General features: G+C 71.4%; 18 protein-coding genes and 1 tRNA gene. 7 read left to right on the top strand and 12 right to left on the bottom strand.

From position 1 onward, the window contains the following. Window positions 1-79 precede the first annotated feature (79 nt). Complete coding sequence (gene gap, locus ABL310_RS03975; RefSeq protein ID WP_349370413.1) at window positions 80-1,087, bottom strand: type I glyceraldehyde-3-phosphate dehydrogenase; 1,008 nt, start codon at window positions 1,085-1,087, stop codon at window positions 80-82. A 76-nt stretch (window positions 1,088-1,163) separates the two neighbouring features. Then, window positions 1,164-3,227, bottom strand: coding sequence for a transketolase (tkt, locus tag ABL310_RS03970; RefSeq protein ID WP_374730364.1), 2,064 nt, complete (start codon window positions 3,225-3,227; stop codon window positions 1,164-1,166). Window positions 3,228-3,381: 154 nt separating this feature from the next. Between tkt and eda the strand changes: the two genes are divergently transcribed. Further along, window positions 3,382-4,023 carry a bifunctional 4-hydroxy-2-oxoglutarate aldolase/2-dehydro-3-deoxy-phosphogluconate aldolase gene (gene eda, locus ABL310_RS03965; RefSeq protein WP_349370411.1) on the top strand — a complete coding sequence of 214 codons (642 nt, stop codon included), beginning with the start codon at window positions 3,382-3,384 and terminating at the stop codon, window positions 4,021-4,023. A 324-nt stretch (window positions 4,024-4,347) separates the two neighbouring features. On the opposite strand, the gene ABL310_RS03960 is transcribed toward eda, so the two are convergent. After that, window positions 4,348-5,238 (bottom strand): LysR family transcriptional regulator, encoded by an 891-nt coding sequence (locus ABL310_RS03960; RefSeq protein ID WP_349370410.1) that lies wholly within the window; start codon window positions 5,236-5,238, stop codon window positions 4,348-4,350. Window positions 5,239-5,396: 158 nt separating this feature from the next. After that, window positions 5,397-7,436 carry a protein meaA gene (locus tag ABL310_RS03955; protein WP_349370409.1) on the bottom strand — a complete coding sequence of 680 codons (2,040 nt, stop codon included), beginning with the start codon at window positions 7,434-7,436 and terminating at the stop codon, window positions 5,397-5,399. A 215-nt stretch (window positions 7,437-7,651) separates the two neighbouring features. Here ABL310_RS03955 and ccrA point away from each other — a divergent pair, with 215 nt between their 5' ends. Together ccrA and ABL310_RS03945 are read left to right on the top strand one after the other, a co-directional pair. After that, window positions 7,652-8,908, top strand: coding sequence for a crotonyl-CoA carboxylase/reductase (gene ccrA / locus ABL310_RS03950; RefSeq protein ID WP_349370408.1), 1,257 nt, complete (start codon window positions 7,652-7,654; stop codon window positions 8,906-8,908). 36 nt (window positions 8,909-8,944) lie between these two features. After that, the gene (locus ABL310_RS03945; RefSeq protein ID WP_349370407.1) at window positions 8,945-9,418 is read left to right on the top strand and encodes a hypothetical protein; all 474 of its coding nucleotides are present in this window, start codon (window positions 8,945-8,947) and stop codon (window positions 9,416-9,418) included. On the opposite strand, the gene ABL310_RS03940 is transcribed toward ABL310_RS03945, so the two are convergent. Next, window positions 9,406-9,942: a MarR family transcriptional regulator gene (locus ABL310_RS03940; RefSeq protein ID WP_349370406.1), complete on the bottom strand. Its 537-nt coding sequence runs from the start codon at window positions 9,940-9,942 to the stop codon at window positions 9,406-9,408. The genes ABL310_RS03945 and ABL310_RS03940 overlap by 13 nt on opposite strands. A gap of 118 nt (window positions 9,943-10,060) precedes the next feature. Here ABL310_RS03940 and dctP point away from each other — a divergent pair, with 118 nt between their 5' ends. From dctP to ABL310_RS03920, 4 genes are read left to right on the top strand one after another with little or no spacing between them, the layout of a single operon-like run. Continuing rightward, on the top strand, window positions 10,061-11,044 hold the full coding sequence (dctP, locus tag ABL310_RS03935) for a TRAP transporter substrate-binding protein DctP (RefSeq protein WP_349370405.1): 984 nt from the start codon (window positions 10,061-10,063) through the stop codon (window positions 11,042-11,044). Window position 11,045: 1 nt separating this feature from the next. Then, window positions 11,046-11,519: a TRAP transporter small permease gene (locus ABL310_RS03930; protein ID WP_349370404.1), complete on the top strand. Its 474-nt coding sequence runs from the start codon at window positions 11,046-11,048 to the stop codon at window positions 11,517-11,519. Further along, window positions 11,519-12,808, top strand: a complete 1,290-nt coding sequence (locus ABL310_RS03925; protein ID WP_349370403.1) for a TRAP transporter large permease — start codon at window positions 11,519-11,521, stop codon at window positions 12,806-12,808. The genes ABL310_RS03930 and ABL310_RS03925 overlap by 1 nt, the downstream gene beginning before the upstream one ends. Further along, entirely contained in the window at window positions 12,805-13,773 is a 969-nt protein-coding gene (locus ABL310_RS03920) for an alpha/beta fold hydrolase (RefSeq protein ID WP_349370402.1), read from the top strand. Before ABL310_RS03925 ends, ABL310_RS03920 begins: the two co-directional genes overlap by 4 nt. Window positions 13,774-14,005: 232 nt before the next feature. On the opposite strand, the gene ABL310_RS03915 is transcribed toward ABL310_RS03920, so the two are convergent. The 7 genes from ABL310_RS03915 to trpC all read right to left on the bottom strand — a co-directional run bounded on the left by ABL310_RS03915 (window position 14,006) and on the right by trpC (window position 20,506). Further along, window positions 14,006-14,081: transfer RNA gene (locus ABL310_RS03915), tRNA-Glu, on the bottom strand. 117 nt (window positions 14,082-14,198) lie between these two features. After that, on the bottom strand, window positions 14,199-16,031 hold the full coding sequence (gene recJ, locus ABL310_RS03910; protein ID WP_349370401.1) for a single-stranded-DNA-specific exonuclease RecJ: 1,833 nt from the start codon (window positions 16,029-16,031) through the stop codon (window positions 14,199-14,201). Between the two features lie 133 nt (window positions 16,032-16,164). Then, entirely contained in the window at window positions 16,165-16,929 is a 765-nt protein-coding gene (locus ABL310_RS03905) for an alpha/beta fold hydrolase (RefSeq protein WP_349370400.1), read from the bottom strand. Window positions 16,930-17,122: 193 nt separating this feature from the next. After that, window positions 17,123-17,827, bottom strand: coding sequence for a transcriptional repressor LexA (gene lexA, locus ABL310_RS03900; protein ID WP_349370399.1), 705 nt, complete (start codon window positions 17,825-17,827; stop codon window positions 17,123-17,125). Window positions 17,828-17,990: 163 nt separating this feature from the next. Further along, window positions 17,991-19,217, bottom strand: coding sequence for a gephyrin-like molybdotransferase Glp (gene glp, locus ABL310_RS03895; RefSeq protein ID WP_349370398.1), 1,227 nt, complete (start codon window positions 19,215-19,217; stop codon window positions 17,991-17,993). A gap of 15 nt (window positions 19,218-19,232) precedes the next feature. Beyond that, the gene (moaC, locus tag ABL310_RS03890; RefSeq protein ID WP_349370397.1) at window positions 19,233-19,712 is read right to left on the bottom strand and encodes a cyclic pyranopterin monophosphate synthase MoaC; all 480 of its coding nucleotides are present in this window, start codon (window positions 19,710-19,712) and stop codon (window positions 19,233-19,235) included. Beyond that, complete coding sequence (gene trpC / locus ABL310_RS03885) at window positions 19,709-20,506, bottom strand: indole-3-glycerol phosphate synthase TrpC (RefSeq protein WP_349370396.1); 798 nt, start codon at window positions 20,504-20,506, stop codon at window positions 19,709-19,711. The genes moaC and trpC overlap by 4 nt, the downstream gene beginning before the upstream one ends. Window positions 20,507-20,512 lie beyond the last annotated feature (6 nt).

The following is a 20,512-nucleotide window of genomic DNA, read 5'->3' as shown; positions in this document are numbered from 1 at the left end:
TCCGTTCGGGGACGCGGGGCTTCGGGTCGGCGGGAGAACCCGGCGCGACCCGCGCCGGATCCCCTCGGCGAGCGCCGCGTCAGGCGAGACGCGCCATGTGGATCGCCGTGTCGGCCATCCGGTTCGAGAAGCCCCACTCGTTGTCGTACCACGACATGACCCGCACCAGGGTTCCCTCGAGCACCTTGGTCTGGTCCATGTGGAAGACGGAGGAGTGCGGATCGTGGTTGAAGTCCGAGGAGACGAGCTTCTCGAACGTGTAGCCGAGCACGCCCTTCATCGGGCCGTCGCCCGCGGCCTGGATCGCCGCGTTGATCTCGTCGACCGTCGTGGCGCGCTTGGCCACGAACTTGAAGTCCACGACCGAGACGTTCGGGGTCGGCACGCGGATGGCGACGCCGTCGAGCTTGCCGTCGAGCTCGGGCAGGACGAGGCCCACCGCCTTCGCCGCGCCGGTCGAGGTCGGGATCATCGACAGGGCCGCCGCGCGGGCGCGGTAGAGGTCCTTGTGCATCTGATCCAGGGACGGCTGGTCGTTGGTGTAGGAGTGGATCGTCGTCATGAAGCCGTGGTCGATGCCCACCGCGTCGTTGAGCGCCTTCGCGACGGGCGCGAGGCAGTTCGTGGTGCACGAGGCGTTGGAGACGACGAGGTGGTCCTTCGTCAGCGCCTCGTGGTTCACGCCGTAGACGACGGTGAGGTCGGCGCCGGTCGCAGGCGCCGAGACCAGGACGCGCTTGGCGCCCGCGTCGAGATGCAGCGCCGCCTTCTCGCGGGCGGTGAAGATGCCGGTGCACTCCAGGGCGATGTCGACGCCGAGCTCGCCGTGGGGCAGCTCGGCCGGGTTCTTCACCGCGGTGACCTTGATCGGCCCGGTGCCGACGTCGATCGTGTCGCCGTCGACGGTGACCGTGCCGGGGAAGCGGCCGTGCACCGAATCGTAGCGCAGCAGATGGGCGTTGGTCTCGACCGGGCCGAGGTCGTTGATGGCGACGACCTGGATGTCCGTGCGCCCGCTCTCCGCGATGGCGCGCAGGATGTTGCGCCCGATCCGTCCGAACCCGTTGATCGCGACCTTCACCGTCATCTGCATCTCCTCGTCGTGCGCCGGCGCCGGGTGCGGCGGCCGGCCGTTTCGTTCGATCCGTCTGCGGCGGCGCGCCTCAGCCGTTGTGGCGCGCCGTGATCCTGTCGGCCAGGACCTCGGCCGTAATGCCGAAATGCGCGTAGAGCTGCTTGTAGGGCGCGCTCGCGCCGAAGCTCTCCATGCCGACGAACACGCCGTTCTCCCCGATCAGCGCGTCCCAGCCGAAGCGCACGCCCGCCTCGACGGCGGCGCGGATCGGGGCGTCGCCGACGATCCGCGCGCGCACCTCCTCCGGCTGCGCCAGGAAGAGGTCGAGCGAGGGCACCGAGACAACGCGCGAGGCGAGGCCGCGTTCGGAGAGGCGGGCCTGCGCCGCGAGCGCGATCTCGACCTCCGAGCCCGTGGCGAAGATCGTCGCGACCGCGCGGCCGTCCGCCGGCGAGAGCTCGTAGGCGCCGGTCTCGCAGAGATTGGCGTCGGTGTGCGTCTTGCGCGCGGGCGCCAGGTTCTGGCGGGTGAGGGCGAGCACGCTCGGGCCGTCGGTGCGCTCGAGCGCCAGCTGCCAGCACTCCGCCGTCTCGACGGCGTCCGCCGGGCGGAAGACCCGCAGGTTCGGCATGGAGCGGAGCGCCGCCAGATGCTCCACCGGCTGGTGCGTCGGGCCGTCCTCGCCGAGCCCGATCGAATCGTGCGTCATCACGTAGATCGACGGGATGCCGGCGAGCGCTGCGATGCGCATGGCGGGCCGCGCGTAGTCGGTGAAGACGAGGAAGGTCGCCCCCGCCGGCCGCAGGCCGCCGTGCAGCGCGATGCCGTTCATCGCCGCCGCCATGCCGTGCTCGCGGATGCCGTAATGCACGTAGCGACCGGAGAAGTCGCCCGGCTTCACGGCGACCGAGGTCTTGGCCCGGACGTTGTTCGACGGCGTCAGGTCGGCGGAGCCGGCGACGAGCTCGGGGACGGCTGTGGAGATCGCGTTGATCACCGCCTCGCTCGCCTTGCGGGTCGCGACCGCGGCGGGGTTCTCGACGAGCGCGCGCTTATGGGCGGCGATCGCGTCTGCGAGCGCCTTGGGCGGGAGGCCGGCGAGACGGCGCTCGATCTCGGCGCGGGTCTCCGCGGGAAGCCCCTGGAAGCGCTGCTCCCAGGCCTTGCGGGCGGAGCGGCCCTTGCGGCCGGCCTTCTCCCAGGCCTTCTTGATCGCGGCGGGGATCTCGAAGGGCGCGTGCGTCCAGCCCAGCGCCTTCTTCGCGCCGGCGAGCTCGTCGGCGCCGAGCGGCTCGCCGTGGGCCTTGGAGGTGCCCGCGCGGGTCGGCGCGCCGAAGCCGATCGTGGTCTTGCAGGCGATCAGCGTCGGGCGGTCGGACTTCTTGGCGCGCGAGATCGCGCGGGCGATGGCGGCCTGATCGTGGCCGTCGACCCGCATCGTCTTCCAGCCGCAGGCCTCGAAGCGCTTGCACTGATCGGTGGAATCGGAGAGCGACAGCGGCCCGTCGATGGAGATGCCGTTGTCGTCCCACAGCACGACGAGCTTGTTCAGCCGCAGGTTCCCGGCGAAGGCGATCGCCTCGTGGGAGATGCCCTCCATCAGGTCGCCGTCGGAGGCCAGCACCCAGGTGTGGTGATCGACGATCTCCTCGCCGTACTCCGCCGCGAGCATGCGCTCGGCGAGCGCCATGCCGACCGCGGTGGCGATGCCCTGGCCGAGCGGGCCCGTCGTCGTCTCGACGCCCGGAGTGACGAAGTTCTCGGGATGGCCGGGCGTCTTCGAGTGGAGCTGGCGGAAGTTCTTCAGCTCCTCGATCGTCATGCCCTCGACGCCCGTCAGGTGCAGGAGCGCATAGAGCAGCATCGAGCCGTGACCGGCGGAGAAGACGAAGCGGTCGCGGTCCGGCCAGGCCGGATCGGCGGCGTCGTACTTCAGGACCTTCGTGAACAGGACGGTGGCGACGTCGGCCGCGCCCATGGGCAGGCCGGGATGGCCGGACTTGGCTTTTTCGACGGCGTCCATGGCCAGCGCGCGGATGGCGTTGGCGAGGTCGGACGGCGTCGGCGCCGCCTCGGCGGCGGCCGCGGCGCGGGCCGGGTCGACTTGATCGTTCACTGGTCTGGTCCGTATGTCGTGGGGCGCCCCGTCCATCCGGGCCGCGCGAAGTCGCGCGCTGATTAGCATGGGCACGCGGCGAGTCAAAGACGGGCGGCCCCGGATGGGCCGCGAATCGCAGAAGTCCGGCCCGGTTGACGCGCCGCCCATCGCGGCGGATCGTGCCGGCCCGCTCGCAGGAGACCCGACGATGCGTGACCGCACCGAGACGCTGCTTTCCATCGCCGCCCGTGCGCCGGTGATTCCGGTCGTGACCATCGACGACCCGGCCTTCGCGCCGGAGCTCGCCGCGACGCTCGTCGACGCCGGCCTGCCCGTCGTCGAGGTGACCCTGCGCACGCCGCGCGCCCTCGACGCCATCCGCGCCATCGCCCGGCAGGCCCCGGAGGCGATCGTGCTCGCCGGCACCGTGGTCTCGCAGAGCCAGATCGGCGAGGCGATGGACGCGGGCGCCGCGGCCCTGGTCACGCCCGGGACCTCGGAGCGTCTGGCGGATGCGCTCGCGGCCGCGCCGATCCCCGCCATGCCCGGCTGCGCCACGGCGTCGGAGGCGATCGCGCTGCACGAGCGCGGCTTCACCGTGCTGAAGTTCTTTCCCGCCGGCGCCTCCGGCGGCACCGCGTGGCTGAGGGGCGTCGCGGGGCCGCTGCCGGCCCTGCGCTTCTGCCCGACGGGCGGCGTCGACGCGACGACGGCGGCGGACTACCTCGCCTGCCCGAACGTGGTCTGCGTCGGCGGGACCTGGGTGACGCCGGCCAAGGCCGTGGCCGAGGGCGATCTCGCGACGATCGGGCGCCTCGCCCGCGCCGCCGCGGCCCTGCCCCGCGGCTGAGCCGGCGAGCTGACGAAAAAAAGGCCGCTTCCGACTTGCGGAAGCGGCCTTGTAAGTTTTGTCGAGCTTCGACTGGGAGTGTCGAAACCCTCCAGAGGGGAACGGCCGAAATGGAACGCCGCCGGGAGGACTAGCGGCTCCATCGCCTTCAGCCGCTGCTGATATGTCGTGCACCCTGCCCGTTTGCAATGCACAAAACGGCGATACCCCCTTGCGCTGGACGCATGGCTCCTGCGGCGACTTGGCGCATACGTGCCGCGAAACGCAGATCAGGACCGTTCTGGTTGCAATAGTGTCGTCGCGCGCCCCTGCGCGAGCGCGGCCTCAATAGGTCCAGCGCTGGGCCTTCGAGACGAGGAAGTCGCGGAACACCTGCACGCGCGCGACCTGGCGCATCTCCTCGGCGTAGACGAGATAGGAATCGAGCGAGGGCATCTCCACGTCGCGCAGGACCTGGACCAGCTGGTTGTTCTGATCCGCGACGTAGTCCGGCAGGACCGCGATGCCCGCCCCGCTCTCCACCGCGACCTTCAGGCCGGAGATGTTGTTGATCACGCAGTGATAGCTGCGCGGGCTGCGCACGTCGCGCCCGGCGGTGGAGAGCCAGTGCACCGCGAGCAGGTAGGACGGCTGGTCGCCGCCGAAGGCGAGAAGGCGATGATTGTCGAGGTCCGACAGCGTCTTCGGCTCGCCGAACTGCTTGATGTAGTCGGTCGAGGCGTAGATGTGGAAATGCACGGTGAAGAGCCGGCGCTGGATCAGGTCCGGCTGGGTCGGCTGGCGCAGGCGAATCGCGACGTCGGCCTCGCGCATGGCGAGGTCGAGCTCCTCGTTGGAGAGGATCAGCTCGACGCGGATGTCCGGGTAGAGGTCGAAGAATTCCGGCAGGCGCTGGGTGAGCCAGAGCGAGCCGAGGCCCACCGTGGTCGTCACCTTGAGGTCGCCCGAGGGCCGCTCCGCGGTTTCGGTGAGGCGCGCGCGGGTGGTCTCGAGCCGCATCTTCATGTCGCGCGCGGCGCGAAACAGCAGGTCCCCCTGCTCGGTGAGGAGGAGGCCGCGGGCGTGCCTGTGGAAAAGCGGCGCGCGCAATTCGCGCTCGAGCGCGCTGATCTGGCGGCTGACCGCCGATTGGCTCAAGCCCAGGTCGTCGCCGGCCCGCGTGAACGAGCCGGCCTCGGCGACCGTGAAGAAGATCCTGATCTTGTCCCAATCCACGACGGCGTCCCCCGTCGGCCGCCGCCGGCCTTCGGCGCATTGATCACGGCTGCCCGATCGGCGCGCATTGAACCGACATCACCCACCGAGAGCAAGAGCAGACCTGCGTCGAACGCATGGGAAGGGTGAACGAAGCGCGAAGACCGGCGCGCGACGCCTCAATAGCTCCCGCGTGCCGCCCGCCGGTCCCGCTTGCCGGCCGCCGCGAGCGGGGCTTCGGGCGCCGGCGGCTTGTCGAGCGCGCGCGCGATGACGCCGACGATCTCGCCCATGATGCGGTCGATCTCGTAGTTCTTCGGCGTGTAGACCTTCGACACGCCCATGTTGGAGAGGACGAGCGCGTCCTCGTTCGAGATGATGCCGCCGACGACGACCGGGATGTGGTCGAGCCCCTCGAGCCGCAGCCGCGCCATCACCTCGCGCACCAGCGGCACGTGGCTGCCCGAGAGGATCGAGAGCCCGATCACGTGCGCCTTCGTCTCCGCCGCGCGCGCCACGATCTCGGCCGGCGTCTGGCGGATGCCGTCGTAGGCGACCTCCATGCCGACGTCGCGGGCGCGCAGCGCGATCTGCTCGGCGCCGTTGGAATGGCCGTCCAGCCCCGGCTTGCCGACGACGATGGTGGGCGCGCGGCCGAGCGTCTCGGCGAGCTCGCCGACGAGGATTCGCACCTCGCGCTCGCGCGGGGTGACCTTCGTCTCCAGCGTGACGCCGGTGGGCGCGCGATACTCGCCGAAGACGGCGCGCAGGCGCTCGCCCCATTCGCCGGTGGTGACGCCCGCCTTGGCGCAGGCGATGGAGGGCTCCATGATGTTCGTATCCGAACGCGCGGCCGCCTCGAGCGCGTCGAGGGCGGCCTTCGCCGCCGCCTCGTCGCGGCCGGCGCGCCAGTCCCTCAAGGCGGCGATGGCGCCTTGCTCGACGTCCTCGGAGACCGTCAGGATCGCCCGGTCGCCGGTGACGAGGGGCGAGGGCTCGCCCTCCTCGTACCTGTTGACGCCCACCACGACGCGCTCGCCCTCCTCGATCTCGGAGACGCGCGCGGCGTTCGATTCGACCAGCGCCCGCTTCATGTACCCGCTCTCGACGCAGGCGACGGCGCCCCCCATCGCGTCGATGGCGGCGAACTCGGCGCGGGCGGCCTCCATGATCGCCGCGGTCTCGCGCTCGATCACGGTGGAGCCGTCGAAGACGTCCTCGTATTCGAGGAGATCGGTCTCGTAGGCGAGGATCTGCTGCATCCGCAGCGACCATTGCTGGTCCCAGGGGCGCGGCAGGCCCATCGCCTCGTTCCAGGCCGGCAGCTGCACCGCGCGGGCGCGGGCCTTCTTGGAGAGCGTCACGGCGAGCATCTCGATGAGGATGCGGTGGACGTTGTTCTCCGGCTGCTGCTCGGTCAGCCCGAGGGAGTTCACCTGCACGCCGTAGCGGAAGCGGCGATGCTTCTCGTCGGCGACGGCGTAGCGGTCGCGGCAGATCTCGTCCCAGAGCTCGGCGAAGGCGCGCAGCTTGCAGATCTCGGTGACGAAGCGCATGCCCGCGTTCACGAAGAAGGAGATGCGCCCCACCATCCGGGCGAAGTCCGCCTCCGGCACGCCGGTGGCCTTCACCCGATCGAGCACCGCGCAGGCGGTGGCGAGCGCGAAGGCGACCTCCTGGACCGGCGTCGCGCCCGCCTCCTGCAGGTGGTAGGAGCAGACGTTCATCGGGTTCCACTTGGGCATCTCTTCCCGCCCGAACAGGATCGTGTCGCGGGTGAGCCGAAGCGAGGGCTCGGGCGGGAAGATGTAGGTCCCGCGCGAGAGGTATTCCTTGACGATGTCGTTCTGCGTCGTGCCGGTGAGGGCGTCGCGCGGCGCGCCCTGCTCGTCCGCGACCGCGACGTAGAGCGCGAGCAGCCAGGGCGCCGTCGCGTTGATCGTCATCGAGGTGTTCATGGTGGCGAGCGGGATGGCGTCGAGCAGCGTGCGCATGTCGCCGAGATGCGCGATCGAGACGCCGACCTTGCCGACCTCGCCCTTCGCGAGCTCGTGATCGGGGTCGTAGCCGGTCTGGGTCGGCAGGTCGAAGGCGATGGAGAGGCCGGTCTGGCCGCGGGCGAGGTTGCCGCGATAGAGCGCGTTCGAGTCCGCCGCCGTGGAATGGCCCGCATAGGTGCGGAAGATCCAGGGCTTGTCGCGGGTTTTCGTCTCGCTCATCACGCGTCTCCTGCCTCGTCGCCCTCCCCGTCGCGGAGGCGGCGCATGGTGCAACGCATATAGGGCGGGGTCCAGGGCCGCGCCCTCAGACCTTTTGCCTAAGGCTTTTCGCCGGAACGACGGGCGCGCCTTCGCCCTTGGTCGTGTTGCGACGCACCCGGCCCGCGTTAGTCTAGGCCGCGAGGGACGGAACGCGAGACAACGAGGACGATGCCATGTCGGGCCAGCCGGTGAAGGACGCCTACGAGATCGGGGAGATCCCGCCGCTCGGGCACGTGCCCGAGACGATGCTCGCCTACACGATCCGCAAGGAGCGCCACGGCCCGCCCATCGAGAGCCTGCAGGTCGAGCGCGTGCCCACCTGGGAGATCGGCGACGACGAGGTGCTGCTCCTGATGATGGCGGGGGGCGTCAACTACAACGGCGTCTGGGCTGCGCTCGGCCAGCCTGTCTCGGTGCTCGACTTCCACAAGCTCGGCTACCACATCGCCGGCTCGGACGCGGCGGGCGTCGTCTGGAAGGTGGGCTCCAAGGTCAAGCGCTGGAAGGTCGGCGACGAGGTCATCGTCCACTGCAACCAGGACGACGGCGACGACGAGGAGTGCAATGGCGGCGACCCGATGCTCTCGCCCTCCCAGCGTATCTGGGGCTTCGAGACGCCGGACGGCGGCCACGCCCAGTTCGCGCGGGTGCAGTCGCGTCAGCTGATGGCGAAGCCCAAGCACCTCACCTGGGAGGAGAGCGCCTGCTACACGCTCACGCTGGCCACCGCCTACCGCATGCTCTTCGGCCACCCGCCCCACACGTTGAAGCCCTCCGACAACGTGCTGGTCTGGGGCGCGTCCGGCGGTCTCGGCGTGTTCGGCATCCAGCTCTGCGCCGCGGCGGGCGCCAACGCCATCGGCATCATCTCCGACGAGACCAAGCGCGACTACGTGCTCTCGCTCGGCGCCAAGGGCGTGATCAACCGCAAGGACTTCTCCTGCTGGGGGCAGATGCCGCAGGTCGGCAGCCCGGAATACGACGTCTGGGCCAAGGAGGCGCGGCGCTTCGGCAAGGCGATCTGGGAGATCACCGGCAAGCGAGACGTCGACATCGTCTTCGAGCATCCGGGCGAGGCGACCTTCCCGGTCTCGACGCTCGTCGCCAAGCGCGGCGGCATGGTGGTGTTCTGCGCCGGCACGACGGGCTTCAACCTCACCTTCGACGCGCGCTACGCCTGGTATCGCCAGAAGCGCCTGCAGGGCTCGCACTTCGCCAACCTGAAGCAGGCCTCCGCCGCCAACCAGTTCGTGCTCGACCGGCGCATCGACCCCTGCATGTCCGAGGTGTTCTCCTGGGAGAAGATCCCGCTCGCCCACCAGAAGATGTGGAAGAACGAGCACGCCCCGGGCAACATGGCGGTGCTGATCGGCGCCCCGCGCACGGGGCTGCGGACGTTCGAGGACGTGCTGGAGGCGGCCGGGGGGTGATCGTTCCCCGAAGGCCGGATGCGATGGAAAGCATTCGTGACCGATGCCGAAGGGCACGTTCAGGCAGATCTGCCCATCCTGCACGGCGACCGCGATGCACTGAGCCCCCACCTGCTGCGCGCCGTTGTCCAGCGGCGTCCGATGCGTCACCGTTCCGAGCGCCTTGGAACGCTCCTGCGCGTGCCGCCTGGCGGCATCGAGAGCCTGATCGATGACGTTCGGATCGAATGGTGCGCATCCGACGCGAGGCTCGTGACGGCTCCTGTCCGAAACCGAGCCCGACGCGGCGACCCACGCCGTCCGGATCGTTCGCGATCGGGACGGCGCGACCGTGGCGGCGTTCGCAAGAGCGTTCCGGATCGATGGCGAGCGGGTCGCCGCCCCGGCTCGAAGACGGCCGCCGAACCGCCGCGCGAGGATCGCGATGGCGGTTTCGATGCCGGCCGCGTCGCACGACGGGTGGTCCACCATGCTCATGCGCGCCTGCCTTCGAGAGGTCAGATCGGCTGAACCCAGCTCGGCATCGCGAAGACGACCTTGTTCATCAGGCGGTTGAACTCCGCGGCCTCCGCCTCGTCGAGCGCGGCGAGCATCGCCTGCTGCCGGGCCTCGAAGAGGGGCACGACCTCGTCCAGCAGCGCGCGGCCGCGGGTGGTGAGGTTGAGAGGCTTGGCCCGCCGGTCGGCGGCGTCCGTGTCGCGCACGATCAGCTCCTCGATCTCGAGCTCTGTCACGGCGCGACTGATCGAGTTCTTCGGCAAGCCCGTCACCAAGCAGATGTCGCGCGCCACGAGACCGTCCTGCTGGCTGAGACTGAACAGGATGACGAAGCCGGGACGCGACAGGCCGTACCGCTCCTGGATCCGGGCATAGATCGGGCCGGTGAAGAAGTTCGCGAGGAAGCTGATCCGCCATGCCGGGGACAGGTCGGTCTCGGTCAGCATGGTCAGCGAGAGCGGACCGAACGCTTCTGTCAGGGCGGAGATCGCGTCGGCGGAGATCGCGTCGGAAGGGGGGTCGAGATCCGTGGTCATGGCCCTTCCTAGCGCAAGATGGTCCCGCCTGGAACTTTACAATAGGTTCTATATGGAACTATAGTGCTTCAGGCAAGCGCCGAAACGACCGCAACAGCGGCGCCAATGGGAGGAAGACATGACACGGCTCATCGCATTGGCCGGCGCTCTCACGCTCGGCCTCGACATCGCCGCCGGTGCGCACGCACGCGATCTTCGCGCCGTCAATGCGTTTCCCGAGAGCTTCGTGTTCAGCCGCGAGATCGCGCAGCCCTTCGCCGAGATGGTGGCGGAAGAGTCGAACGGAGCGCTGGCCATCACCTTCACCGGACCGGACGCCGTGCCGCCACTCGAACAGTTCGAGCCGACGCAGGCGGGCGTCTTCGACATCCTCTTCACCCATCCGGCCTACCACGCCGGCACGACGCCCATGGGCCTCGCCATCGACGCCATCGCCGTCGACCCGGCCGCGCGGCGCGAGGCGGGCATCCTCGACCTCATCGACGCTCACTACCGAGAGACGCAGGGCATGACGCTGATCGCCGCGCCGCCCACCGGCTCGGTGGGGTTCCGCTACTACCTGCGCGAACCGATCGAGGGCACACCCGCTTTCGCGGGGCGCAACATCCGCGGAACGGTGTCCTATCACCCGATGATCGAAGCGCTGGGCGGCGCAGGCGTGATCATGGGCGGCGGCGACGTCTATTCCGCGCTGCAGACCGGGGCCATCGACGGCGCGGCCTGGGGCCTGACCGGGGCGCTCGACTTCAATTGGCATGAAGTGGCGGGCTACATGGCCGATCCGGGTTTCGGACAGGTGGGCCTGATGATCTTCATGAACCTCGACGCCTGGAACAGCCTGTCGGACGACGATCGCGCCGCCATCGAGCGGGCGGCCACCCGGCTCGAGACCGAGAGCGTGGCGCGCTTCGACGTGCTCGCCGCCGAGGAACGCGCGGCGCTTCTGGATCTCGGAATGAAGGTGACCGCGTTCGCCCCCGAGGAGGCCGCGCAGCTCGAGTCGCTCTGGTCGAACGGCGTGTGGACGGTGGCCGAGGCCGGCGCGCCCGAGGCGGTGGGCGCGTTGCGGGAGCTCGCGCGATCCGCGGGCCTGTCGGACTGACATGCGCCGCCTCGGCGCCTTGCACGACGCGTCCTCGCGCTGGCTGTTCGCGCTGGCGGGGGGCGCGCTTTCCGCGGTCGTGGCCCTGTACGTCTTCGAGGTGGTGATGCGCTACGGATTCGGCGCGCCGACGACATGGTCCGGCGAAGCGGTGCAATACGCGCTGGCGGTGCTGATCTTCTGCGCCTTGCCCGACGTGACCCGCCGCGGCGCCCATGTCGCCATCGACATCGTTCCCGAGTCGCTGCCGCCCAAAGCCGCGCTCTGGCTGGGCCGGGCCACGACGCTGATCGCCGCGGCGGCCTGCGTCGCGGCCGGCTGGGTGGTGGCGGGCGAGGCCATGCGGCAGCTCGAGCGCGGCGTGATGACGAATGCCGCGAACCCCATCCCGCGCTGGCCCATCACCGCCGTGATCGCCCTGGGGTTCGGATCGGCCGCGCTGCATTTCATGCGGCAGGCGTTCGGACGCGCGTGATGAGCTGGGCTGTCTTCCTGATCGTCGCCATCGGCCTGTTGCTGGCGGTCCTGTTCACCGGCGCCCGGATCTTCGTGGGCTTCCTGCTGCTCAACATCGTGGGCGTGATGGTCCTGATCGGCCCGCGCGGCTTCGGCCTGTTCTCGAGCTCCATCTACGAGACGGCGACCTCGCCCACGCTCGTCACCGTCGCGCTTTTCGTGCTGATGGGCGAAATTCTCTTCCGCTCGGGCACGGTAGACGTGCTCTTCACCAGCGTCGACCGCCTCGTCGGGCGCCTGAAGGGGCGGCTCTACGTGGTCTCCATCGCGCTTTCCACGGTCTTCGGGGCGCTTTCCGGGTCCGCCGTTGCGGTGGCCGCGATGCTGGGCCGGTCGGTTCTCCCGCTGATGGAGCAGCGCCGGTACGACAGCCGCACCTCTGCCGCGACGATCCTCGCCGGCGCGAGCCTCGCCCCGATCATTCCGCCCAGCCTGCTGGCGATCATCGTGGGCTCGCTGGCGGACGTGTCGATCGCCGGGCTTCTGGTCGCCGGGATCGTGCCGGGCCTGATCTTCGCGGCGCTGACGCTGGCCTTCGTCTATCTGCGGGGCGGAGACATGCCGCCACCCGAACCCGCGGCGAGCGACGTCTCGGCCCTGCGCGCGGCGGCGAACATGCTGCCCTTCCTCGTGGTCGTGACCTCCGTCATGGGGCTGATCCTGCTGGGCGTGGCGACGCCTTCGGAATCCGCCGCGACCGGCGTCGTCGGCGCGCTGATCGTCGCCGCGCTGTTCGGACGCCTGACCGTGCCGATGCTGCGCGAGGCCATCGCCAGCGCCGTGACCATCGCCACCGTCATCCTGATCATCGTCGTTTCGGCCAAGCTCTTCAGCCAGCTTCTGTCCTTCGCCGGGGCGACGCGGGGCCTCGTGTCCCTGATCGGCGATCTCGGCCTGTCGCCGGAACTGACCTTCCTGATGATGATGGTGATCCCGCTGGTGCTGTGCATGTTCATCGACCAGATCGCCTTCATGCTCCTGGCGGTGCCGATCTATCAGCCCATCGTCGCGGCCATGGGCTACGATCCGATCTGGTTCTGGACCTTGTTCCTGATCAATCTCACCGTGGGCAGCCTGACGCCGCCCTTCGGCTATACGCTCTTCGCGCTCAAGGGCGCGGCCGAGGGGATGAGCACGGCCCAGGTCTACCGTGCCGCGTGGCCCGTGGTGGGCATCTTCCTGACGGGAATGGCGCTCCTCTGGGCGTTTCCCGCCCTCGTCACCGCGATCCCGAGGGCGTTCGGATGAGCTGGCGCGAGCACGACGTCGCGACTTCGCATTTCGTCGCCTCGTCCGACGAGCCGGGGCTCGAGCTCCATCTGCGCGCTCACGCGGACGATCCTTCGCGCCCGCCGGTGCTGATGGTGCATGGCGCGACGTTCGCCAGCCGCCTCTACGACATCCCCCATCCCGGCGCGAGCTGGCTGCGCGCGACAGCGCGTGCGGGATTCGCCGCCTATGCGCTCGACATCCGCGGCTACGGCTTGTCGCGGTCTGCCGCAATGGAGCGAGCCACCGCGCCCTATGCGCCCGCGGGCAGCGCGATCCGCGACATCGACGACGCCGTGACGTGGATCTGCGCGCGGCACGGTGTCGATGCGGTGCGGCTGATCGGCGGCTCCTGGGGGTCCATCACGACCGCGCTCTACACCGCGACCATCGGTGCGCGTCGTGTCACGCGGCTGGTGCTTTACGCGCCGATCTTCGCTGAACGCAACGCGGACTGGCTGGACCTGCTGGCAGACCCGGACAGCCCCGGGCGCCTGAACCCCGGCTTCGGCCCGGCGCGGCTCGTCACCGAGGCGGCGACGCGGGCGCGCTGGGACGCCGAGATGCCGGCGGGCGCCGCGTGGCGCGACGAGGAGGTGTTCCAGGCGCTCGTCCAATCCTCCCTCGCCGACGACCCGGCGTCCGGCGAGCACGATCCCCCGGCCTTCCGCGCACCGAACGGCACCTTTCTCGATCTCTGGGAGGCCTTCCAGGCGCGACCCGTCTACGACCCCGGCGCCATTCGCTGCCCGACGCTCCTGATCCGCGGCGGCGCCGATCCGACCTCGACCCGCTCGGACGCACTCGGGCTCTTCGACCGGCTCGGCGCGGCCGACAGGCACTATGTCGAGATCGCCAATGCAGCTCATTTCGCCAGTGCGGAACGTCGCGCGCCGCAGGTGTTCATGGCGGTCGAGGGCTTCCTGAGCGCACCCGATCGTTGAGGCGGCCTTCGTTCGCCGTGCACAGCCGACCCGACCCGGCCCGAAGGGCAGCTGGCGCCCATCGGCGACGTCCCGCCGGTCGAGCCCGACACGCGCTGGCGAACCCTGCTCGAGGCGAACCGCTTGGACGCATGACGCGAACCGAGCAGCCTCCGGCGAGGCCGCGGCGGTTCGAGGCGTCTCTCGCGCCGACGCGTTCGAGGCACGTCGTCTGTTGTGACCTGGAGCTCGCTGGCGCGCCCTACGGGACTCGAACCCGTGTTTTCGCCGTGAAAGGGCGACGTCCTGGACCGCTAGACGAAGGGCGCGCGGACCGCGGCGGGCTGGTCGCGCCGCGGTGACGCCCTCTTAGAGAGGTTCGGCGGGGATCGCAAGCGCCGCGTTTCGTCGCGGGAGCGGTTTTCACGCCGCGCATCGCGAGGCCGTCAGCCCGCCGGATCGGCGACGTCGAGGATGCGCGCCTCGATGCGCTCGCGCCCGCCCCAGGCGTTCTTCGTCAGCGCCGCGGCGAGATGGAGCGGGCGGCCTTGCGCCTCCAGCAGCGCGCGGCCGAGCGGCTCCTCGGCGCAGCGGAAGGCGATGGCGTCGAGGCTGCGGCCGTCGCCGGCGGTGAAGGTCGCCTTGACGTGGCCGGAGCCGACGATCATGGCCCGCGCCACCCGGTGGGCGGCGAAGGCGAAGACCGGCTCGGGGCAGCCGGACCCGAAGGGGCCGGCGTCCTGGAGCGCCGCGAACAGCTCGGGCGTCGCGCCGCCGGCGGTGAGGCGGGCATCGACGAGGAGCGCGTCCGCGGCGAGCGCCTGCGCCACCGGATCGGCGAGGCGCTCGGCGACGAAGGCGGCGAAGGCGGAGAGCCCGTCCGCCGGGACGGTGGCCCCCGCCGCCATGGCGTGGCCGCCGCCCTTGACGGCGAGGCCGGCCTCCACCGCCGCGCGCACGGCGCGGCCGATATCGGCGCCCGGCACCGAGCGGCCGGAGCCGGTGGCGAGCCCCTCCGGCGTCGCCGCCGCGAAGGCGAAGGCCGGGCGGCGGAAGCGCTCCTTCAGCCGCGCCGCGACGAGGCCGACGATGCCGGGATGCCAGTCCGGCCCCGCGGCGAGGAGGACGGGCGCGTCCGGAGCATCCCCGAGCAGGCGCTCGGCCTGGGCCGTCGCCTCCTCGAGCGCCGCCGCCTCGATGGCCTGGCGCTCGCGGTTGAGGCGGTCTAGCGCCTCGGCCATGCGCGCGGCGGCGAGCGGGTCGGCGCAGCCGAGGAGCCGCGCGCCGAGCGAGGCGTCGCCGATGCGTCCGCCGGCGTTGATGCGTGGGCCGATCAGGTAGCCGAGATGCCACGCCTCCGGCGCCGCGGTGAGCCCGGCGGCGTCGAACAGGGCCGCCAGTCCCGGGCGCCCGCGCCCGCGCATGACGACGAGGCCCTGGCGCACGAAGGCGCGGTTGAGGCCCGTGAGCGGGACGACGTCGGCGATGGTGGCGAGCGCCACGAGGTCGAGATCGTCGAGCAGGTTCGGCAGGGGCTGCGCGACGCCGGGCGCGGCGCGCAGCACGCGGGCGAGGGCGACGAGGGTGAGGAAGACGACGCCAGCGGCGCACAGGTGGCCGAGGCCGGAGAGGTCGTCCTGCCGGTTCGGGTTCACCAGAGCCGCGACGGCGGGCAGCGTCTCCGGGGCCTGGTGATGGTCGAGGACGACGACGTCGAGGCCGAGGCGCGCCGCCTCGGCGAAGGGCTCGTGGCTCGCCGTGCCGCAATCCACCGCGACGAGCAGGGTCGCGCCCTCGGCGGCGAGGGTGCGGATCGCCTCGACGTTGGGACCGTAGCCCTCGGTGATGCGGTCGGGGATGTGGATGCGCGTGGTCACGCCGACGCGCTCGAGGAAGCCCGCGAGCAGGGCCGCCGAGCAGGCGCCGTCGACGTCGTAGTCTCCGAAGATCGCGACGCGCTCCCCGCGGACGACGGCGCGGGAGAGGCGTTCCGCGGCGGCGTCCATGTCGAGGAGGGCGCTCGGGTCCGGCATCAGGTCGCGCAGCTTCGGGGCGAGGAAGCCCGGCGCGGCCTCGAGCGTCACCTCCCGCCCGGCGAGGACGCGGGCGAGCGTGTCGGGCAGGCCGTGGGCCTGGGCGATGGCCTGCGCCACGAGGACCGTGCGGGACTCGAGCCGCTCGCGCCAGGGACGGCCGGTGAGCGAGCGAGCGACGTCGAGCACGGCGCGGGGCGTCTCGGGTTCGGGAGGCACGGGAACGCGCGCGGCGAGATCGAGCATCGGCCTTGGCGGGAGCGGGGACCGGGCGCACTCCAGGCGGCGCGCCTCGCTCCCGGTTGTTCCATGGCGGGACGGTCGCGGCAAGGCCGCGAGCCCCCCGGTCCACAGGCCCGAGTCGAAGGGCCGCAGCCGCTCAGAGCAGCCGCATCACGACGTCCGGCGCCTCGACATGGGCGTTGTGGCCGAGATCGGGCAGGACGACCGCGCCCGGATCGGTGCGCGTCATCGCCTCGCGCGAGACCATCGGATCCCGCTCGCCGGCGGCGAGCGCCAGCGGCGCGCGGCAGCCGCGCATGAGCGCATCGATCGAGGGGCCGACCGCCCCGAAGGCGGCCGGGTCGAAGGCCGCCGCGAAGCCGCCCTCGCGCTCGAGGACGCCGTGGGCGGCGGTCTCGGAGCCGGGGTCGACGAGACCGGCGAGGCCGGCGATCTTGAGGGCGTGCTCCGTGGCCTCGCCGCGCGCGGCGAAGAGCTTCGGCGGCTTGGCGGCGAGCCTGCGTGCGCCGTCCTCCTCGTCGGCCGACCAGTCGAGCTTGACGCCCAGCCCGACGACGCGCGCGGGCGGCGGGCCGTAGAGGCCGGAGCCGAGGAGCGCGCCGATCACCCCGCCGAAGGAATGGCCGAGAACGATCGTCTTTTCCGGGTTCTCACCGTCGAGAAGAAGGGCGATGTCGGCCGCGTGGACGCCGTATCCGTAGGGGCCGTGCATGACGGAGCGCCCGTGGCCGCGGAAGTCCGGCGCGAGCCAGCGCCGCCCGCTCGCCGCGGCGAGGGGCGCGAGTCCGGCGAAAACCGCCGCGTTGGCGGCGAGCCCGTGGAGGAGCACGACGAGCTCCTCGCCCTCCCCGCCCCGCGCATGCCAGATCCCGTTCGCGCTCGTCGTTCCCTCGAATGCCATCTGTGTCCTCGCCCGTCTCGTTCGCCGTCGCGCGCAGGTCTCTACGCGCAGATCGCCTCGTTGAGAAAGGCGTGTTTCGGCGCGATTGCGCGGGCGTTTGCAGATCGACTGGCGCATCCCCTCCGGTCCGCGGCTGCGCCGCGGCCCACCTCCCCTGCGGGGAGATGGCGACAGCGCCCCGTCTACGCGTCGCTCAGTACCGCCGGAACAGGCTCACCAGCTTGCCCTGGATCTTCACGCGGTCGGGGCCCAGCACCCGCGTCTCGTAGGCGGGGTTCGCCGCCTCGAGCGCGATGGAGGAGCCGCGGCGGCGGAAGCGCTTGAGGGTCGCCTCCTCGTCGTCGATCAGGGCGACGATGATGTCCCCCGTATTGGCGACGTCCTGGCGGCGGACGACGACGATGTCGCCGTCCAGGATGCCGGCCTCGATCATCGAATCGCCGCGTACCTCCAGCGCGAAATGCTCGCCCGAGGCGATCATGTCCGGCGAGACCGTGATCGAATGGCTCTGCGACTGGATCGCCGAGATCGGCACGCCGGCTGCGATGCGGCCCATGACCGGGATCTGCACGCCGCGCTCCTCGTCGGAGAGAACCGGCGGCGGCGCGGCCTTCGGCTTCGCCGCGAGCCCGCCCTCGACGACGGAGGGATTGAAGCGGCCACGCGGCGCGGAGACGCCGAGCCCTTCGGGCAGGCGCACCACCTCGAGCGCGCGGGCGCGGTTCGGCAGGCGGCGGATGAAGCCCCGCTCCTCGAGCGCGGTGATCAGCCGGTGAATGCCGGACTTGGACTTGAGATCGAGTGCGTCCTTCATCTCGTCGAAAGAGGGCGGGACGCCGGTCTCCCGCACCCGCTCGTGGATGAAGCGAAGCAGTTCGTGCTGTTTGCGCGTGAGCATGGGCACCCCGTCTTGGAGCCTCTTGGAGCCTTCCGCGACCGCCGGCCGAATCGCCGATACGATCTCCCGGAAAACAAACGCGGAACTTATACCCGTTCCCCATGCGTTCCGCAACCCCCGCAGCGGCGAGTCGTCGCGCCAGGATGAACGCCCGGCCCTTCGCTCACATCATTCCGGCGAGCCGCACGATCTCCACGACCTCGCCGACCTCCCGCGCGGGGTCCCGCACCGGCCGGACGATGAGCGCCTCGGCCCGGGCGAGCACGCCGAGCATCGACGAATCCTGAACGGGAAAGGGCGTCGCCTCCGGCAGCGCGCCGGGCCGCGGGGCGAGGGCGGCGCGCACGTAATCCTCGCGGCCGTCGTTCTCGCCGATCGCGCTCCCCAGCACGGCCGATTCGCTCGGCAGGCGCCCGGCCGCGGGGTCGCCGAGCAGGGCGCGGATCGCCGGGCGCAGGAACAGGAGCCCGCAGACCATCGACGAGACCGGGTTCCCCGGCAGCCCGAGGAACAGCGTGCCGTCGAGCGTGCCGTGCATCAGCGGCTTGCCCGGGCGCATGGCGATCTTCCAGAAGCCGAGATCCATGCCCGCCTCGCGCAGGGTCTCCTGCACGAGGTCGTGCGCGCCGACCGAGGCGCCGCCGAGCGTCACCAGGATGTCCGCACCGGCGGCGCGGGCGGCCGCGAGCTTCTCGCCGATCGCCGGCTTCGTGTCGCGCGCGATGCCGAGCGGCAGCGCCGCGCCGCCGGCAGCCTCCACCAGGGCGGCCAGCGCGACGAGGTTCGAGGCGACGATCTGGTCCGGGCCCGGCTCCTCGCCGGGCATGACGAGCTCGTCGCCGGTGGCGATCAGCGCGACCTTCGGGCGACGGCGCACGGGCAGCGCGGGATGGTTCATCGCGGCCGCGAGCGCCAGGGCGCGCGGGTCGAGCGCGCGCCCGGCGGGGATCAGCACGTCGCCCTCGGCGAAGTCGAGCCCGCGCGGGCGCACGAACCGGCCCGCGGCCGCGCTCTCCAGGACGCGCACGCGTCCGTTCTCGAGAGGCTGCGCATTCTCCTGGATGACGATCGTGTCGGCGCCGTCGGGCAGCGGTGCGCCGGTGAAGATGCGCACGGCCTCCCCGGCCCCCACCCGCCCGGAGAAGCGCCGGCCCGCCGCGCTCTCGCCGACGATGGCGAGCTCGACGGGCGCCGTGGCCACGTCGGCGGCGCGCACCGCCCAGCCGTCCATGGCGGAGGCGGCGAAGGGCGGCTGCGTGCGGGTCGCGACCACGTCCTCGGCCAGCGTGCGGCCGAAGCAGGCCTCGAGCGGCAGGCGCTCGGCGGGAAGGGCTGCGCCGGCGGCGGCGATGATGCGGGCGCGGGCCTCGGCGACGGGGAGCAGGCTCACGACGCGCCCCCTCCCCTAGCCGTCGGCCCGGTAGGTCCCGGAGCGGCCCCCGGTCTTCTCGAGGAGCCGCACGCCCTCGATGCGCATGCCTTTGTCGGCGGCCTTGACCATGTCGTAGATCGTGAGGCACGCGACGGAGACGGCGGTGAGCGCCTCCATCTCGACGCCGGTCTGCCCGGCGACCTTCACCTCGGCCACGACGCGCACGCCCGGCAGCGCCTCGTCGATCGCGCAGTCGACCCGCACCTTGGAGATCATCAAGGGGTGGCACAGCGGGATCAGCTCGTGCGTGCGCTTGGCCGCCATGATGCCGGCGAGGCGGGCGACGCCGAGCACGTCGCCCTTCTTGGCGTCCCCCGCGCGGATGACGGCGATGGTCTCGGGCTTCGTGATCACCACGCCCTCGGCGATCGCCGTGCGGGAAGTGACGTCCTTGTCCGCGACGTCGACCATGTTGGCGGCGCCGGAGGCGTCGATATGGCTGAGCTCGCTCACGCGGCCTCTCCCAGCAACGTGCGGGTCGCGGCCGTCACGTCGTCCTGGCGCATCAGGCTCTCGCCGACGAGGAAGGCGCGGATGCCCGCCGCCTCCAGCCGCGCGATGTCGGCCGGGGTGAAGATGCCGCTCTCGCCGATGACGATGCGGTCGGACGGGATCAGCGGGGCGAGGCTCTCGGCGACGGAAAGCGAGACCTCGAAGGTGCGGAGGTTACGATTGTTGATGCCGATGAGCCGGGCGGGCAGCTCCAGCGCGCGCTCGAGCTCGGGGGCGTCGTGCACCTCGACGAGGGCGTCCATGCCGAGATCGTGCGCGGCCAAGACGAGGTCGCGGGCGGCGGCGTCCGACACGCTCGCCATGATGACGAGGATGGCGTCGGCGCCCCAGGCCCGGGCCTCCATGACCTGATAGGGCTCGAACAGGAAGTCCTTGCGCAGGGCGGGAAGCGCGCAGGCGTCCTTGGCGGCGGCGAGGAATTCCGGGCGACCCTGGAAGGAGGGCGTGTCGGTGAGCACCGAGAGGCAGGCCGCGCCGCCGGCCTCGTAGGCGCGCGCCAGCGCCGGCGGGTCGAAATCGGCGCGGATGAGGCCCTTCGAGGGGCTCGCCTTCTTGATCTCGGCGATGAGCGCCGGGCGGCCGGCCTCGATCGTCGCGCTGAGCGCCGCCGCGAAGCCCCGCGGCGGTGCGGCGTCGCGGGCCCGGCGCGCCATCTCGGCGGGTGCGGTCGCGGCCTTGGCGGCGGCGATCTCCTCGCGCTTGTAGGCCTCGATCTTCGACAGGATATCGCTCATCGCCCG

This window comes from Salinarimonas sp. (assembly GCF_040111675.1).
Classification (GTDB): domain Bacteria; phylum Pseudomonadota; class Alphaproteobacteria; order Rhizobiales; family Beijerinckiaceae; genus Salinarimonas.
The sequence above is the reverse complement of the archived record's forward strand: the minus strand, read 5'-3'. Positions and strand labels throughout refer to the sequence as shown.